This window comes from Pseudoteredinibacter isoporae, assembly GCF_011602085.1.
Lineage (GTDB): Bacteria > Pseudomonadota > Gammaproteobacteria > Pseudomonadales > Cellvibrionaceae > Pseudoteredinibacter > Pseudoteredinibacter isoporae.
The window spans coordinates 255,126-271,621 of sequence record NZ_JAAONY010000002.1 but is presented as its reverse complement, the minus strand read 5'-3'; the positions used below and the strand labels follow the sequence as shown (position 1 = coordinate 271,621).

General features: G+C 50.5%; 16 protein-coding genes. 11 read left to right on the top strand and 5 right to left on the bottom strand.

The features are described from left to right. The first annotated feature begins 12 nt into the window (after window positions 1-12). Window positions 13-1,005 carry a phenylacetaldoxime dehydratase family protein gene (locus G8768_RS09800; protein ID WP_166844701.1) on the top strand — a complete coding sequence of 331 codons (993 nt, stop codon included), beginning with the start codon at window positions 13-15 and terminating at the stop codon, window positions 1,003-1,005. Between the two features lie 39 nt (window positions 1,006-1,044). Then, on the top strand, window positions 1,045-2,007 hold the full coding sequence (locus G8768_RS09795) for an AraC-like ligand-binding domain-containing protein (protein WP_166844704.1): 963 nt from the start codon (window positions 1,045-1,047) through the stop codon (window positions 2,005-2,007). Between the two features lie 2 nt (window positions 2,008-2,009). On the opposite strand, the gene G8768_RS09790 is transcribed toward G8768_RS09795, so the two are convergent. Beyond that, window positions 2,010-2,333 (bottom strand): fimbria/pilus periplasmic chaperone, encoded by a 324-nt coding sequence (locus tag G8768_RS09790; RefSeq protein ID WP_208020150.1) that lies wholly within the window; start codon window positions 2,331-2,333, stop codon window positions 2,010-2,012. A 201-nt stretch (window positions 2,334-2,534) separates the two neighbouring features. Further along, the gene (locus tag G8768_RS09785; protein WP_166844706.1) at window positions 2,535-3,155 is read right to left on the bottom strand and encodes a PilZ domain-containing protein; all 621 of its coding nucleotides are present in this window, start codon (window positions 3,153-3,155) and stop codon (window positions 2,535-2,537) included. 215 nt (window positions 3,156-3,370) lie between these two features. Here G8768_RS09785 and G8768_RS09780 point away from each other — a divergent pair, with 215 nt between their 5' ends. From G8768_RS09780 to G8768_RS09770, 3 genes are read left to right on the top strand one after another with little or no spacing between them, the layout of a single operon-like run. Beyond that, window positions 3,371-4,609 carry a lipoprotein-releasing ABC transporter permease subunit gene (locus G8768_RS09780; RefSeq protein WP_166844708.1) on the top strand — a complete coding sequence of 413 codons (1,239 nt, stop codon included), beginning with the start codon at window positions 3,371-3,373 and terminating at the stop codon, window positions 4,607-4,609. A gap of 33 nt (window positions 4,610-4,642) precedes the next feature. Further along, window positions 4,643-5,329, top strand: coding sequence for a lipoprotein-releasing ABC transporter ATP-binding protein LolD (gene lolD, locus G8768_RS09775; protein WP_166844710.1), 687 nt, complete (start codon window positions 4,643-4,645; stop codon window positions 5,327-5,329). Then, complete coding sequence (locus tag G8768_RS09770) at window positions 5,326-6,585, top strand: lipoprotein-releasing ABC transporter permease subunit (protein ID WP_166844714.1); 1,260 nt, start codon at window positions 5,326-5,328, stop codon at window positions 6,583-6,585. The genes lolD and G8768_RS09770 overlap by 4 nt, the downstream gene beginning before the upstream one ends. A gap of 54 nt (window positions 6,586-6,639) precedes the next feature. Here G8768_RS09770 and G8768_RS09765 read toward each other — a convergent pair whose 3' ends face one another. Next, on the bottom strand, window positions 6,640-7,176 hold the full coding sequence (locus tag G8768_RS09765) for a DUF2062 domain-containing protein (protein ID WP_166844716.1): 537 nt from the start codon (window positions 7,174-7,176) through the stop codon (window positions 6,640-6,642). Window positions 7,177-7,502: 326 nt separating this feature from the next. On the opposite strand from G8768_RS09765, the gene G8768_RS09760 reads away from it, so the two are divergent. The 6 genes from G8768_RS09760 (at window position 7,503) to G8768_RS09735 (ending at window position 15,105) form a co-directional block, all read left to right on the top strand. Continuing rightward, the gene (locus G8768_RS09760; RefSeq protein ID WP_243749474.1) at window positions 7,503-8,186 is read left to right on the top strand and encodes a GntR family transcriptional regulator; all 684 of its coding nucleotides are present in this window, start codon (window positions 7,503-7,505) and stop codon (window positions 8,184-8,186) included. 12 nt (window positions 8,187-8,198) lie between these two features. Beyond that, window positions 8,199-9,089: a methylisocitrate lyase gene (gene prpB / locus G8768_RS09755; protein WP_166844720.1), complete on the top strand. Its 891-nt coding sequence runs from the start codon at window positions 8,199-8,201 to the stop codon at window positions 9,087-9,089. Between the two features lie 177 nt (window positions 9,090-9,266). After that, on the top strand, window positions 9,267-10,388 hold the full coding sequence (gene prpC / locus G8768_RS09750) for a bifunctional 2-methylcitrate synthase/citrate synthase (protein WP_166844722.1): 1,122 nt from the start codon (window positions 9,267-9,269) through the stop codon (window positions 10,386-10,388). A 150-nt stretch (window positions 10,389-10,538) separates the two neighbouring features. Beyond that, window positions 10,539-13,142 carry a Fe/S-dependent 2-methylisocitrate dehydratase AcnD gene (acnD, locus tag G8768_RS09745; RefSeq protein ID WP_166844724.1) on the top strand — a complete coding sequence of 868 codons (2,604 nt, stop codon included), beginning with the start codon at window positions 10,539-10,541 and terminating at the stop codon, window positions 13,140-13,142. A 116-nt stretch (window positions 13,143-13,258) separates the two neighbouring features. Then, window positions 13,259-14,437, top strand: coding sequence for a 2-methylaconitate cis-trans isomerase PrpF (prpF, locus tag G8768_RS09740; protein WP_166844726.1), 1,179 nt, complete (start codon window positions 13,259-13,261; stop codon window positions 14,435-14,437). 65 nt (window positions 14,438-14,502) lie between these two features. After that, window positions 14,503-15,105, top strand: a complete 603-nt coding sequence (locus G8768_RS09735; RefSeq protein ID WP_166844728.1) for a LysE family transporter — start codon at window positions 14,503-14,505, stop codon at window positions 15,103-15,105. Between the two features lie 13 nt (window positions 15,106-15,118). Here G8768_RS09735 and G8768_RS09730 read toward each other — a convergent pair whose 3' ends face one another. Together G8768_RS09730 and G8768_RS09725 are read right to left on the bottom strand one after the other, a co-directional pair. Beyond that, window positions 15,119-15,874, bottom strand: coding sequence for a polysaccharide deacetylase family protein (locus G8768_RS09730; RefSeq protein ID WP_166844730.1), 756 nt, complete (start codon window positions 15,872-15,874; stop codon window positions 15,119-15,121). Window positions 15,875-15,983: 109 nt separating this feature from the next. Then, the gene (locus G8768_RS09725) at window positions 15,984-16,481 is read right to left on the bottom strand and encodes an arsenate reductase ArsC (RefSeq protein WP_166844732.1); all 498 of its coding nucleotides are present in this window, start codon (window positions 16,479-16,481) and stop codon (window positions 15,984-15,986) included. Window positions 16,482-16,496: the final 15 nt, after the last annotated feature.

Genomic DNA, 16,496 nt, shown 5'->3' with positions numbered 1-16,496 from the left:
CAGAGGCGAATAATGAAAAATAATATGCCCCCGAATTGGCAACCTCCAGCTCCCGCCTGGCAGGCCTTGTGGAATGACAAGGAAGATTTGCGTGTTGCTTATTTTGCGGCCCAGTCGAAGACGCCTGAGTTGTTGGACGCCTGGCAGAAGCGAATGCTTGTCATTGATCCAATTCCTCTCCCTGTTGGGCCCCTGATGGTGGAAAGGGGCCATTTTGTTGATGCGGCTGGGCAGGAAAATTTTCTGTTGATTACGTACTGGCGAGAAAGTCACTATCAAAACTGGTGGTCGACAGCGAAAAACAGCTGGTATCAATTTGCCGACAGTTCCAGCCTCGGGGTCTGGCGCGAAACGATGCGCTTGCCTCATGAGCATTTTGAAACCTTGCTTTCAAGCCCGGATGCCCATGGATTGGCGAGCAGTGGCGATGATGTGGAAGGCCCGATACTTGAACACGGTTACCCTGGAGGTATGAGGGACCGTATCGAGTATTGTGCGCTCAGCGATGTGCGTGGTGGTTCTGTGCCTCGTGCCGAGGCCAATGAAAATGACGATGTCGTGCGAGTTCTGGCGCCGGCCAATCTGTGTATGATTCGCTCCGGTCAGGACTGGGGCTTCTGCGATGATGAGCAAGCTGATGATTATCTGAGTAATGTCCATCCAGTGTTGCAAAAAGGCATGAATTATCTGCGTGATCGGGGTGAGGAGTGTGGTTGCTACAGTATGCGCCTTGTGGACGTCCTGGATGAACACTGGAAGGTTACCAAACAGACGTTTGGTCTTGGATATGCAAAGGATATTTTTGTGTTTGAGGATTGGGCCAAAAGCCATCCTACGCATCTGGATATTTTTGGAAAGTTTATGGTGATGGCCGAAAAATACGGGGAGTCGCTTCAGTTGCAGCTCTGGCATGAAGTGGCGGTATGCCCTGACGACGGTGGGGAATTCGAGTATATTCAATGTCACGATAAAACTGGCATATTACCCTTTGTTTCGAGAGTTTAGCGTTATACGCTGGATTTAAGGCTTGAATGCGAGGCGCTTATGAGCTTTCTGTTGCAACATGGCTACACCCGTTCAACTCTGGATATTCCCAAGGTGGATCGTGAGGAATACTGGTGCGATGCGATTTGTCAGGAGTATGTCAAGCTCGATTGCAATGTTGATTCTGAGAGTGCTTTTCGCGGCTCAGTGCGAGGTGGTGTAGGCTTGGCCAAACTGCGTTTCTCAGAGGTGCTGGCCGATCCGCAACACGTGAAGCGCGATAAGAAGTTAATCGCTCATTCTACGGAAGAAGACTTCCTGATCAGTTTTCAGTTAAGTCAGGAAGGTTTTGTCAGGCAGGGAGGAAGGGAGGCGCATCTCAAGCGAGGCAGTTTTTCTCTTTATGACAGCACCGAGCCTTATACCCTTTCTTTTAATAAACCTTTCCACCAACTGATCATTCAAATGCCCAAAGAGGTTTTGCGTCAGCATCTTTTGGAGCCGGAACGTTATACGGCAGTTTGCATCGATGGTCAGCAGGGTATAGGTGCAGTACTGTCAAATTTTATTTTATCACTGGCACAAGAATTGAACACTGTTCCCAATATGTGCGAAGACCTGAGCGATAATTTGCTTAACATGATCGCAATGGCTTACAGTTCTTCGGTTCGTTTTAATCAAACTACCGACAACAGTTTGCTTCAGGATAGTCTTCGTAAAAAGGTGCTCAGATTTATTGAGAATAATCTCGCTGAGCCGGATCTGAATAATCAGAAAATTGCAGACTCCCAGGGGATTTCTCTGCGCTATTTGCAGAAATTATTTGAAGGGCAAGAGCAAAGTTTGCACCAGTTGGTGCTGGATAAGCGCTTGCAGAAAGCTCAGCAGATATTGCTCGACAAACAGCAAAATTTATCGAGCATCGAACAAATCGCCTATCGCTGTGGTTTTAACAGCTATGCGCATTTTTCTCGCAGCTTTAAAAAGCACTTTGGTTTATCGCCCAGCGAATTAAGGGAATGAGCTTATTCGCTTGTTGTATCGGCTTTAGGTTTGGGTTTGCGAACCGCGTGGATCACGTAGTCGCCTTCGAGATACACCACAAAGCCATCGTAGTGCCACTGGCTAATGGGCGGCGTGCCCACAGGGCCCTGAATGCGTTGGGGCTCACCGAATTGATTGATCAGTTGCTTGCTGCTTAGCCCACGATTAGGTAACTCAACGTTGGCTTCTCCCTGGCTGCCAACGGGAATACGAATCTCCTCGCCGTAACTGTAAACACTGGTTGCGCTGGCACTTGCAAAACAGACAGCTGTTATCATGCCTTTTATAAGCAAGCTTTTGTTCATGTCTAACCTTCCTTCCCGTTATCCTGAATAGCCCTGAATCTTGTCTCAGTGTTGTGTTTTCAGAACGCAATGCATGAAATGTCACAACACAAATAGTATCAGCAATTATGGGAGCTTAACATTATTTGAAAACAACTAATATTCAGACTTAAGGCTTAGTTGGAAGGTTTGATATGGTGAGCAATGAGGCCCAGCAAAAGCTTAAAACGAAGGGGTTTCCATGCCGCGCTTACGTCGATGGCTTTGCATTTGCTTTTTAAAGACACGGCGTGTGAGCAACTTCTGTTGCTCTGAATCCAGATCACAGAAGGCAATGGCGATTTGATACCCTGCAGGTACTGCGGGTAAACAGCGCACGATACGACCATAGAGGTATAGGTGCCAGGCGTCTTCTTCCAAGCCCAGAGTGACGGCCACATAATCGCCAACGTTCAGAGCGCTGTTGTGTTGAAAGGCCAGGCCACCTTCGCTCAAATTCAGCTGAACAGTGTGTTGCTCGCTTTGCGCCTGGCACATTTGTTGGGCGATTAATTGGGTTTTACGATTCAGCAGAGAAAGGTATATCGCTACGCTGCGTTGCTCTTTGGCAATCTCTCGCAGCAGAGACTGGCCTTCTTCCTCCAGTTTGTGCAATTCCTGGAGTAGCGTCAGCTCGCTGGGGCGTACAAACAGTTCACTGGCTTGTTGTTGGCGCATGGTTTTGGGATTGACAGGTTTGAACTCGAAGTAGAGCTGATCGTCCACTCGATAGTGGCAGCGGCGGTCGTGACCATTGGGTGGCCGCTGGGAATCGTCCTGGGGCTTGCTGTTGTGCTGATTCATAGTCCTGACAATGCGGTATTCTCTTTCAAGTCTAGCAGTTGTTCAGAGAGATGCTGTGTCTCCTAAATCCTTCTTTGAAGTTTTGGATCGACGGCAGAGCCAAGGGATTCATGCTTGTTGGTCTTTTATACAATGCGCCAGCGGATCGCGGGCCTGTAGGAGGCTGCTGCTAAAATAAGCTATTAATTTATAAAGGAATTCGGTTTAATAGCGCCATGTCAAATCTAGCGCGATTTATAGGGCTGCGGTACACCAGAGCCAAGAGCAGTCACCAGTTTCTTTCCTTTGTCAGCGGTTTTTCTTTCCTGGGTATGATGCTCGGGGTGATGGCGCTGGTGGTGGTGCTTTCCGTCATGAATGGCTTCGATCGGGAGCTGAAACAGCGCCTTCTGGCGGTCATTCCCCATGGCTTTATCTCGACCACGCCTTATACAGAAGATTGGGAGGGGCTGGCAGCGTCTGCCAAAGAGTACCCTCAGGTTGTCGGTGCAGCGCCTTATATTGAAGGTTTTGCACTGCTGTCCAACGGCGGCCTCAATATGGATTCGGCCCTGATTGCGATTGACCCCGGTCGCGAGCGCGAAGTATCGATTATTGATCAGCACATTATCGCTGGTGATATGGCGGCCCTTAAGCCAGGGGAGTACGGCATCGTGATCGGACGAATCCTTGCACAGCGCTTGCGGGTTCGCGTCGGCGATAAAATTACCCTGACCTTACCGGAAGTCAGTATCACACCGGCAGGTGCTTTTCCGCGCAGTAAGCGCTTTACGGTGGTCGCCGTATTTAAAGTCGGCGCTCAGGTAGATCAGTCTCTGGCCATGATTCATCTGCGAGACGGCCAAAAGCTTTTTAAGCTGGCCGATAAAGTGCACGGTGTCCGGGTCGCTTTTGAGGATATATATCAGGCGGAAACCGGTCTGAATGAGATTCAGCAATCACTGGATGTTGAAACCGACGTTAAGAGCTGGGCCGAAACCCAGGGCAGTCTCTTCCAGGCCATGAAAATGGAAAAGATCATGATCGCTATCATGCTCTTTTTAATTGTCGCTGTGGCGGCGTTCAATGTGATTACCTCTCTGGTGTTGATGGTCGCGGACAAGCGCGCTGATATTGCCGTGTTGCGTACTATGGGCATGAGCGAGCGCCAGGTGATGAGAGTGTTCGTCACTCAGGGAATGGCCTTGGGTGGCATGGGTATCGTATTGGGGCTTCTGCTTGGATTGCCGCTGGCTTACTGGATTGGTGATTTAAGTCAGTGGTTGGAATCCCTCAGTGGTCAGCAACTGTTTGACCCGGATATTTATTTTATTGCTGAACTGCCGTCGGAGTTGCGCCTCAAAGATATTTTAGTCGTTAGCGGCATCGCATTTTTAATTACCTTGTTGGCCACGCTGTACCCGGCTTATCGGGCCAGTCGAATTGAGCCAGCAGAAGCCCTTCGTTATGAATAAGAAGCGAGCCATGAGGAAAAGGACAGAGCAGCTATGACCTCAGTTTTGCAATGTGTGGATTTATGCAAATCGTACGATGAAGGCCCTGAGCCGGTGCATGTCCTTGAGAAAATTAATTTCAGTTTACAGGCTGCAGAGCGAGTTGCGATTGTCGGTGCCTCCGGTTCCGGAAAATCGACGCTGTTGAATCTTTTAGGTGGCTTGGATCAACCGAGCAGCGGAGAAGTGCGCTTGAGTGATCAGGCCTTTTCCAGTTTGAGTCCAAACGCCCGAGGCCAAATGCGCAATCGCCATATGGGGTTTGTGTATCAGTTTCACCATTTATTGCCGGAGTTCAGTGCGTTGGAAAACGTTGCGATGCCCCTGATGATTTCTGGTCAGAGCCTGGCGAAAGCCAAAGGACCGGCAACAGAGATGTTGGCTCAGGTAGGTTTGGCAGAGCGGCTCAGTCACCGACCGAGTGCATTATCCGGTGGTGAGCGACAACGCGTGGCGATTGCTCGTGCATTGGTGAATCGTCCGGAATGTGTGCTGATGGATGAACCCACCGGAAACCTCGATGCAGAAACGGCTGCCGAAATTGAAGCGCTTATGGAAGATCTCAATAAGCAATTGGGCATCAGTTTTGTGCTGGTTACCCACGATCAATCTCTGGCCATGCGTATGGACAGGGTTTTAAAGTTGGAAAGACGCCAGCTGCAGCAGGTTGATCAACTATGATTCGACATTACGCGCCTTTAATTGGCTTGCGTTACGGTGGGAGTCGCCGCAAAGGCGCGGGCTCGCTATCCGGTTCGATTCTGGTCAGTTTTATCTCTCGATTGTCGATGGCTGCTATGATTTTAGGCGTGGCGGTATTGATTGTTGTGCTGTCTTTAATGAATGGTTTTGAAGCTGAGCTGCGCCAACGGATTCTGGGCTTGGTGCCTCAGGTTTCCGTGTATCAACGCGGTGGCATTGAAGACTGGCAGGAATTGGCCGGGCAATTAAAAGACAAGCCTGAGGTAAGCGCGATTGCACCCTTCGTGGAAATGCAGGGGCTGGCAAATCGCAAAGGCAAAACCATGCCTGTGGTGGTTTATGGCATTGAGCCCGAGCGCGAGCTGAAGGTTTCGGTGATTGGTGATTTTGTGAAGCCGGAATTATTGGCTGAGCTTTCCCAAGTATCCACCTCGCCGCAAGTGATTGTGGGTTCGGCTCTGGCAAAAAAATTGAGTCTGGACAAAGGGCAAAGCTTTCGTCTGGTTATTCCTGCGGAGCGTCGTGGTCGCGGTGCCAAAATCAAAGTGCTGAAGGTTCTCGATACTGTACACACTGGCACGGAACTGGATCAGCATTTGATTCTGGCTGGGCTGCAACAAGCCGCGCAACTCTCTTCGGTGCCGGATCGGGTTACAGGCTTGCGTTTATCACTCAGCGATTTGGATTTGGCGCCACAGCTACGATTGTTTTTAAGTCAGGAGTTGGGCTACAGCTATTATGTGTCTGACTGGACGCACACGAAAGGCAATCTCTATCACGGCGTGAAGATGTCCAAGCGTTTGGTGGGCTTGATTCTAATGCTGATCATTGCCATCGCGGCTTTTAATGTGGTGTCGACGCTGGTGATGGTGGTGATTGAAAAGCAAGGCAGTATCGCAATTCTGCGTACTATGGGTGCCAGCACGGCGGGCATCATGACCATTTTCGTGATTCAGGGCGCTTTGATCGGCTTGGTTGGAGCGGGGCTGGGTGCGGCTTTGGGTTCTGGCTTGGCTGTATTGCTACCCGAGATGGTGGCAGGGCTGGAAGCTGTGTTGGGTTTTCAGTTTCTGCAATCGGATGTGTACCCAATCAGCTATGTGCCTTCGGATTTACGCTTGGAGGATGTGTTGGTGATCAGCTTGAGTGCTTTTTCTATGAGCTTGCTGGCATCACTTTATCCAGCGTGGCGGGCGGCGAATATTGGCCCGGCGAAGGTGCTGCGCTACGAATAGCGTTTTTGGTTAATTCTTCTTGGCTGCTTCTGCTTTTTTGATTCCTAAACGGGTTCAGGTGTCGTTATTCTTGCTGGCGCGCCTGGCCATCTTTCTCTTTTCCCAGTTGCTGACAACATGCCAGCGCCAGAATCCCTGAATGAACAAGTAACCCAGGCAACCAAAGAAGACCGCGCAGAAGAGGGAGCCGGTCACCAGAGGTATCCACAGTTTGGGGAATTCTTCGTATACCCAGGCCCAGGACAGCTCAATACTGAATTCCAGTTCCGGTGCTTGAAGCATCCAAACGCCCAGCCGGTAACAGGCGTAGAAAATAGGGGGGATGGTGATGGGGTTGCTGATCCAGACCAGTCCCACGGAAATCGGCAGATTGCTGCGCAGCACAAAGGCCATAAAGGCGGCCAGAACCATCTGACCGGGCATAGGAATAAATGTGCAAAACAAACCCACAAAGAAGGCAACCGATACGGAATGACGATTCAGGTGGAAGAGGTTGGGATCATCCAGCAGGGAGCCTAGTAGATGGAGGCCGGGTTGCCGCTTGATCTTCTCCGGATCAGGAATCCAACGTTTTAACAACTTTTTCGGCATTCGGTCTTGCGGCCCTGTACTTGGCTTATAAAGCAAAGCCGGAATTATGCCCTTTAATTGTGACAACCACTAGACATTGGGCTGGCTATTTGCAGGAAAGTTGATTTCGCTTGTTATTTATACGTTTTTATAGCGTTAGGGCATATTGTCGACAAAAGTATAGCTTTCCTGGCCTTGACAGGGGGTATCTCGGCCAATAAACTCTTTTCACTCTTAAGATTGTCAACAATCTTTCGGCCCAGCGCAAAATCGAACACGAAAACTGCTTCTTGGCAGGTTTCCCGTTGCGATGGCTGAAAACGTGTTTAAACCTGATGAGGCTGCCCTTGGAATCCATTCCGCTGAGAACCATAGCCGACAAGGTCTTTCAGGATCTGGTGACCGCTATTGTCGAAGGCAGTATCCCCGCCGGCAGTAAAATTTCCGAACCTGAACTGGCTAAGTCCCTGGGTATATCCCGTGGTCCCTTGCGTGAAGCGATTGCCCGCCTGGAAGCCTGCGGGCTGCTGATTCGCAAACCCAACGTTGGCGCCCGGGTAGTGACCCTGTCTGCCCAGGATATGATTGAAATCTCCGAAGTGCGCGAGCCACTCGAAGGTATGGCCTGTCGCCTTGCCGCTGAACACCGCAGCGATGACGACCTGGCTGAACTCAGGCGTTTGCTTGAGCAGCATATGAGTATGGATGCCCTTCAAAAGGGCCAGTCCTACTACCAGAAAGAAGGGGATCTGGATTTTCATTACAAGATTGTGCAGTGCTGCAAAAACCAAAAGTTGATTGGCTTGCTCTGTGACGATCTCTATCACCTTGTGCGCATGTACCGTTATCAATACGGCATGTCCAGCCCCAGGGCACACCGCGCTTTTCGCGAGCACACCCAGATTATTGATGCCATCGAAGATCGCGATGGCGAACTGGCCGAATTCTTGATGCGCCGGCATATCCGAGCATCTCGTAATAATATTCAAGCGCGCCTGCTGCAAGAAGCAGAGGCGCAAGCAAATACTTAATTGGAGGACACTATGAGCGAACGCCTCTCACCGGGTGCGAAATTCCGCAAAGCCCTGATCAACAATAAACCTTTGCAGGTTGTGGGTACTATTAATGCCTATACCGCCATGATGGCTCAGCAGAATGGTCATCAGGCCATTTATCTTTCAGGTGGTGGCGTCGCCAATGCCTCATACGGTCTGCCGGATTTGGGCATGACTTCTCTGAACGATGTACTGGCCGATGTATCACGCATTACCTCGGCTTGTGATCTGCCTTTGTTGGTGGACATCGATACTGGGTGGGGTGGTGCATTTAATATCGCCAAAACCATTCGCGATATGGAGAAAGCTGGCGCGGCCGCGGTACATATCGAGGATCAGGTTGCTCAAAAACGTTGTGGCCACCGCCCCAATAAAGAAATTGTTTCCACTGAAGAAATGGTGGATCGAATTAAAGCTGCTGTCGATGCGCGTACCGATCCGGATTTCTTTATCATGGCGCGCACCGATGCGTTTGCCCAGGAAGGCCTGGAAAAAGCCCTTGAACGTGCCAAGGCCTACGTTGCCGCAGGCGCTGACGGTATTTTTGCTGAAGCGGTAAAAACCGAAGAGCATTACCGCGCTTTCTCGGAAGCGTTGGATGTACCTATTCTGGCGAACATGACCGAGTTTGGTCAGACGGAATTGTGGACTCGCGAGCAATTGGGTGAGTGGGGCGCGGGTATTATTTTGTACCCACTGTCGGCTTTCCGTGCCATGAATAAAGCTGCCGAAGCGGTGTATCGCGCACTGCTGGAAGATGGTCACCAGCGCAATGTCATCGACACCATGCAAACCCGCATGGAGCTGTACGATTACCTGGGTTACCACGATTACGAGCAGAAGTTGGATGCTCTGTTTGCCGAAGGCAAAAATAAGTAGGTTGAAGACGTCGGTGTCGGTAGCTGAACAGGTAGCTGGTAAAAAGTGCCTAAGAGAAAGCGCCGAAGAAAAAAGTGGCAGTAAATTGAAATGAGACAAGGGCCAATTGTCATATTTGGCCTTTAGTTTAGAAACAGCAGCAAGCGAATTAAAAAATCAAAGTCTGGGAGAAATATAATGGCTAAAGTACTCAGTGGTGCAGGCCTGCGAGGCCAGGTGGCCGGTAAAACCGCATTGTCTACCGTAGGCAAGTCCGGTTCTGGCTTAACTTATCGTGGTTATGATGTAAAAGATCTGGCAGAAAAATGTGAGTTTGAAGAAGTGGCTCACCTGATCTTGAAAGGCAACTTGCCGAATCAGGCTGAATTGGATGCCTACAAAACCAAACTGAAGGGGCTGCGTGGTTTGCCGGCACCTTTAAAAACCGTATTGGAAAACATTCCTAAAGACGCCCATCCCATGGATGTGATGCGTACCGGTGTTTCTATGCTGGGCAATCTGGAAACGGAAATGAGCTTTGACGAGCAGGGTGATCAGGCAGATCGTATCCTGGCGACGCTGAGTTCAATGATCTGTTATTGGTATCGTTTCAGCCATGATGGTGTGAAAATTGAAACCGAAACCGATGACGACACCATTGGTGCTCACTTCCTGCATATGCTGCGTGGCGAGAAGCCCAATGAGTTGCACGAGCGTGTAATGAACGTGTCTCTGATTCTGTACGCCGAGCACGAGTTTAATGCGTCTACGTTTACCGCCCGAGTGTGTGCGTCGACCTTGTCTGATATGCACAGTTGTGTAACCGGTGCAATCGGTTCTCTGCGTGGTCCACTGCACGGTGGCGCCAATGAGGCCGCAATGGAAATGATCGAAAACTGGAAATCAGCTGACGAAGCCGAGCGTGAAATGATGGGCATGCTGGAGCGCAAAGAAAAGATCATGGGCTTCGGTCATGCAATCTATTCCGAGTCTGATCCACGTAACGCCATTATCAAAGAATGGTCTGAAAAATTGGCCAGTGATGTGGGTGATACCGTCCTGTACCCGGTTTCCGTACGTTGTGAAGAAGTGATGTGGCGCGAGAAGAAGTTGTTCTGTAACGCCGATTTCTTCCACGCATCGGCTTATCACTTTATGGACATTCCAACCAAACTGTTTACACCGATCTTTGTGGTATCCCGTGTAACCGGTTGGGCTGCTCACGTTATGGAGCAGCGCGCAGATAACCGTATTATTCGCCCGTCGGCAGAATATACCGGTGAAGAGCTGCGTCCTGTGCCGTCAATCGCTGAGCGTTAATCGTTGAGGTTTTACCCGATGGCCGCTGGCTTCTTGCGGTCGTCGGGCTTTGTTGTATTACCGTGATTTGTCGCTCTATTTAAGAGCAAAGAAAAATACCAAATACAGCTGTCTCGAAGTAAATCTAAAAAGTTCTTTTACAGGTGTTATATGAACACTGAATTCCGTAAGTCTCTACCAGGCAGTGATGTCGACTTCTTTGACACTCGTGCCGCCGTAGAGGCCATTAAGCCTGGTGCCTACGATAAATTAAATTACACCTCCAAGGTGTTGGCCGAGCAATTGGTTCGTCGTTGTGAACCGGAAACGCTCAATGATTGTCTGACTCAAATTATTGAACATCGCCGCGATTTGGATTTTCCCTGGTATCCAGCGCGTGTTGTGTGCCACGACATTCTGGGACAAACCGCGTTGGTTGACCTTGCCGGTTTGCGCGATGCGATTGCGGAGCAGGGCGGGGATCCTTCCAAGGTAAATCCGGTTGTTCCGACTCAGTTGATTGTCGATCACTCTTTGGCGGTGGAAGCTCCGGGTTTCGATCCCGACGCATTTGAGAAAAACCGCGCTATTGAAGATCGTCGCAACGAAGACCGTTTCCACTTTATCGAGTGGACCAAAACCGCATTTAAAAATGTAGACGTGATTCCCGCCGGTAACGGCATCATGCACCAGATCAATCTGGAAAAAATGTCTCCGGTCATTCAAAACCGCGATGGCGTTGCGTACCCCGATACCTGTGTGGGTACGGATTCTCATACCCCCCATGTTGATGCGTTGGGTGTGATTGCGATTGGTGTTGGTGGTTTGGAAGCGGAAACGGTTATGTTGGGCCGTCCATCCATGATGCGTCTTCCCGACATTGTTGGTGTGAAGTTAACCGGCAAGCGTAAGCCGGGAATCACCGCCACGGACATTGTATTGGCTATTACCGAGTTCCTGCGCCAGGAGCGAGTTGTCTCTTCTTACCTTGAATTCTATGGTGAAGGTGCCGCAGAACTGACGATTGGTGATCGTGCGACCATCTCCAATATGACACCTGAATACGGCGCGTCGGCGGGCATGTTTTATATCGATGAGCAAACCATCGATTACCTGAAGCTAACCGGGCGCGAGCCGGAACAGATTGCTTTGGTTGAAAACTATGCCAAGCAAACTGGTTTGTGGGCTGACCACATGGTGGAAGCCGAGTACGAGCGTGTACTGGAATTCGATCTTTCCAGCGTTGGCCGCAATATGGCGGGCCCCTCCAATCCACATCGCCGTTTGCCGACCTCGGCCTTGGCCGAGCGTGGTATCGCTGTGGATCTGGACAAAGCCAAAGCGGAAGAAGCGGAAGGCAAAATGCCGGATGGCGCGGTAATTATTGCCGCAATTACCAGTTGCACGAACACCTCAAACCCGCGCAATGTTGTGGCTGCCGGTTTGTTGGCACGCAAGGCAAATGAGCTGGGATTAATTCGCAAACCTTGGGTTAAATCCTCCTTTGCGCCAGGCTCCAAAGTGGCCAAGTTGTATTTGGAAGAAGCCGGCCTGTTGCCAGAATTGGAAAAGCTGGGTTTCGGTATTGTTGCCTACGCGTGTACAACCTGTAACGGCATGTCCGGTGCGCTGGATCCAGCGATTCAGCAGGAAGTGATTGATCGCGATTTGTATTCTACGGCGGTCCTCTCGGGTAACCGAAACTTTGATGGTCGTATTCACCCTTATGCCAAACAAGCTTTCCTGGCTTCTCCGCCATTGGTTGTAGCCTATGCGATTGCCGGTACGGTGCGTTTTGATATTGAGCAGGATGTGCTGGGTCAGGATGCCGATGGAAACGATATCTGTTTGAAAGATATCTGGCCTTCCGATGAAGAAATCGATGCGATCGTTAACAAGCATGTGAAACCTGAGCAGTTCCAGCAGGTTTATATTCCAATGTTTGATCTGGGTGCTGTCGAAGAAGCAGAGTCACCTTTGTACGACTGGCGTCCGCAAAGTACTTACATCCGTCGCCCCCCATACTGGGAAGGGGCACTGGCCGGTGAGCGTACATTAAGTGGCATGCGTCCGTTGGCGGTGCTGGGTGACAACATTACGACGGATCACTTGTCTCCCTCCAACGCAATTCTGGCCAGCAGCGCGGCCGGTGAGTATCTGGCGAAAATGGGATTGCCGGAAGAAGACTTCAACTCTTACGCAACCCACCGTGGTGATCACCTGACCGCTCAGCGCGCAACCTTCGCCAACCCGAAACTGTTGAACGAAATGTGTCGTGATGATGCTGGTGAAGTGATTCAAGGGTCTCTGGCGCGTGTTGAGCCGGAAGGCAAACAAACCCGCATGTGGGAAGCCATTGAAACCTATATGGATCGAGGTCAGAACCTGATCATCGTTGCCGGTGCAGATTATGGGCAGGGTTCATCCCGCGACTGGGCGGCAAAAGGTGTTCGTCTGGCCGGTGTTGAAGCCATTGTTGCGGAAGGTTTTGAGCGTATTCACCGCACCAATTTGGTGGGCATGGGGGTGTTGCCGCTGGAATTTAAAGCGGGTGATACTCGAGAGACCTATGGCATCGATGGTACAGAAACATTTGATGTGATCGGTACGCCTTCGCCTCGCGCTGATTTGACTCTGGTAATTAATCGCCGTGACGGTGAGCGTGTGGAAGTGCCTGTAACCTGTCGCCTGGATACTGCGGCCGAAGTGCATGTGTACGAAGCAGGCGGTGTATTGCAGCGCTTTGCAAAAGATTTTCTTGAAGGTAATGCCTAGACCTTAAATTGAAAATCGCAACTCCGTCTGGTTTTGTTTTCGGCAAAGTCAGACGGGGATTTCCCCGTCCTGTATGCGCAGGACCGTTTTGAATGATTGTTGATAGGATTCGAGTTATGGCTTTTGCTCCCCAGATAAAAATTCCAGCTACGTATATTCGTGGTGGCACCAGTAAAGGGGTGTTTTTTAAACGTGATGAGCTGCCCGAAGTCTGTCAGCAGCCGGGTGCGGCTCGCGACGCTATGTTGTTGCGAGTGATTGGTAGCCCGGACCCTTATGCGAAACAAATTGATGGTATGGGTGGTGCAACCTCAAGCACCTCGAAAACCGTTATCCTCGATAAAAGCAGCGAGCCAGATCACGATGTGGATTATCTCTTTGGTCAGGTAGCAATCGATAAAGCCTTTGTTGACTGGAGTGGCAACTGTGGCAACTTAACTGCTGCTGTGGGGGCGTTCGCAATCAGTAAAGGTATTGTTGATGCCGACCGTGTGCCGGAAAATGGCATTTGTACCGTGCGAATCTGGCAGGTGAATATTCAGAAAACCATTATCGCTCATGTGCCCATGTGTAATGGTGAAGTTCAGGAAATTGGCGACTTTGAATTGGACGGCGTTACGTTTCCTGCCGCAGAAGTTGAAATTGAATTTATGGACCCGGCTGATGGTGAGGGCTCCATGTTCCCGACCGGAAATCTTGTGGATGATCTGGAAGTCCCGGGTGTTGGCACGTTAAAAGCGACCATGATCAATGCCGGCATTCCTACCATTTTTGTGGACGCCGATGCGATTGGTTACCGGGGTACCGAGCTACAGGACGCGATTAATGGCGATAATGCCGCCTTGGAAAAGTTTGAAACGCTTCGTACTCATGGCGCGATTGCAATGGGTTTGATCAGCGATGTCAGCGAAGCAGCGGCTCGCCAGCACACGCCAAAGATTGCGTTTGTCGCACCGGCAAGCAGTTATACGTCTTCCAGTGGGAAAAACGTTAATGCGGAAGATATCGATCTTTGCGTTCGCGCCTTGTCCATGGGCAAGCTTCACCACGCTATGATGGGAACCGCCGCTGTAGCCATCGGGACGGCCGCGGCGATTCCAGGTACGCTTGTCAACACAGCGGCTGGCGGTGGAGAACGTCAAGCGGTTCGCTTTGGTCATCCATCGGGTACATTGCGTGTGGGTGCCGAAGCCAAGCTGGAAGACGGTGACTGGACGGCTACTAAAGCCATTATGAGCCGTAGCGCCCGAGTGCTTATGGAAGGTTGGGTTCGTATTCCTGCCGACACTTTTTAATTCCGTCTTAAGAGCTGGCCTGTCTGTGCCAGCTCTGATTCTTTAATTTCCTTTCGAGACTGACCGTGTTTGAGGCACTGTTAACACTGATTGCCGCCACGGCACTTCTTTTGGGTTCCCCAGGGCCAGCGCCGATGGCACTGGCTGCAATTGGTGCCGGTTTTCCTTTACGGCAGGGCGTGGCATTCCTTGCGGGAATTCTCTGTGGGCTTCTGTGGGTAATGTCATTTGCCGCGTTGTTGCTGAATGGCTTGTTGAGCATTCACGATAACTTGATGCTGCTAATGCAAATCGTTGCGTCGCTCTATATTCTTTGGTTGGCTTGGAGTATTGCAGCGGCGCCCATCAATTCAGCGGCTTCTTCTTCGACAATCGCACCGGGGTTCTGGCAGGGTTTTGTTTTTAATCTGATTAACCCAAAAGCCTATGCGGCGTTTGTTGCCTTGTTTTCAAGTTTTCTCTTGCCGCATGAGGATTCTCTAAGCGCTTTGTTGCTTACGGCCATTTGTTGTTTTTCCGTAGCGGTGTTTGTTGATGGGGCCTGGTTGTTGGCCGGGCGACTGTTGCGTGGTATTTTTTCAAAGCCAGGGCAGGGACGTTACCTTCGAATCCTGTTTGCATTGTTAATGGTACTGGCCTTGCTGGTCGCAGCGGTCAAAACCCTTTGAGAACTCGTGCCTACTACTGATTGTGAGTGGTGAGCAGAACGTTTAGCGGAACCACTTTGTAACCTTCTTTTTGCAGATGCTTTAACAGCAGAGGCATCAGTTCCAGGACATTCTGCCCACGTTCCGAATCGGGATGGGCGTCATCACCATCGTGTAAAATCAAAATTCCACCGGGTTCCAAATGCTGAACGATGGTCGCGAGTTGTTGTTCGGCGCTGTTACTGGCTTCGGGAAAAGGCAGTGTACCGGTAATCGTGGTGAGCCTGGTTTGCTCGACCTGTTTCCATAGGTTCCGTCCTATTTGACCGCCAGGTGGCCTAAAATAAACAGCTGTCTGTCCGGTGATTTCACGAATGCGGTTTTCGGCTTTTTGCAGTTCTGTATCGGACAGTGAGCTGAGGTAATACTTCTTTAACCCTGATTGGGCAATCAGATCATAACCGTGATTGCCAATTTCATGGCCCTCTCTCACGACTCGGCGAGCCAGCTCGGGGTGCGCTTCAACTTGACGCCCCATCATGAAAAAGGTGGCCGTAATTTGATGTTCCTTGAGGATATCGAGAATAGGAGCCGTATAGAGAGAGGGGCCATCGTCAAAGGTGATCGCGATCTGTTTTTCCTGTCGCAGGGAGTGGGGCTGGCCATGCCAATAGGTATTGCCGCCCCATTGTGCGGGCCAAACGAATTCCAATACGGCGGTGCGATATTCAAACGCGGCGAGGAAAACACAAAAACTGATCAGCAAGACCTTGCCGAATTTTGCCAGCATCTTTAACCCAATCTTCGTAGTTCATAGAGCGAAGTAGTCACAGGATAACGATACTAAAACATTTGACACTTTTAAAACCGTGCAGTGGTCAAGATTCAGTGTTTGGCAATCAATGGCTGGGCTTTGTACTCAGTGTCGCGCCAAATTGCTGGAGGCTGTCAATGGCGGCCTCGGGGCCATCTTGCCTTAAACGATCAGTAAATTGTTCGGCGGCTTTTTGCAGAGTTTCGACCAGCGTATCGAAGGCCGCTTCACGTGTGTTCTGGTCACCGGGAAGGGATGAGGGGTCTTGTAAGCTCCAGTGCAGGTTCTCGCCTTGTTGCAGCCAGCTGGGGCAGCTTTCCTGAGCGGCTGAATTACAAACGGTAATGGCGAGATTGCATGGCCATTGCTCAAACTCGTTCCAGGACTGGCTGTTTAATCCCTTGCGGGAAATGTTATGCCTCTCAAGCGCCGCGAGAGATTCGGCGTGGACAACTCCCGCAGGTTGACTGCCTGCGGAGCGCACAATTAAGGGGCTGCCATTAATATCGGCTTGCTGACGAAACACCGCCTCGGCCAAAATGCTTCGGCAGCGGTTATGAGTGCAGATAAATAAAATATTCATTGTTTTGATACTGAC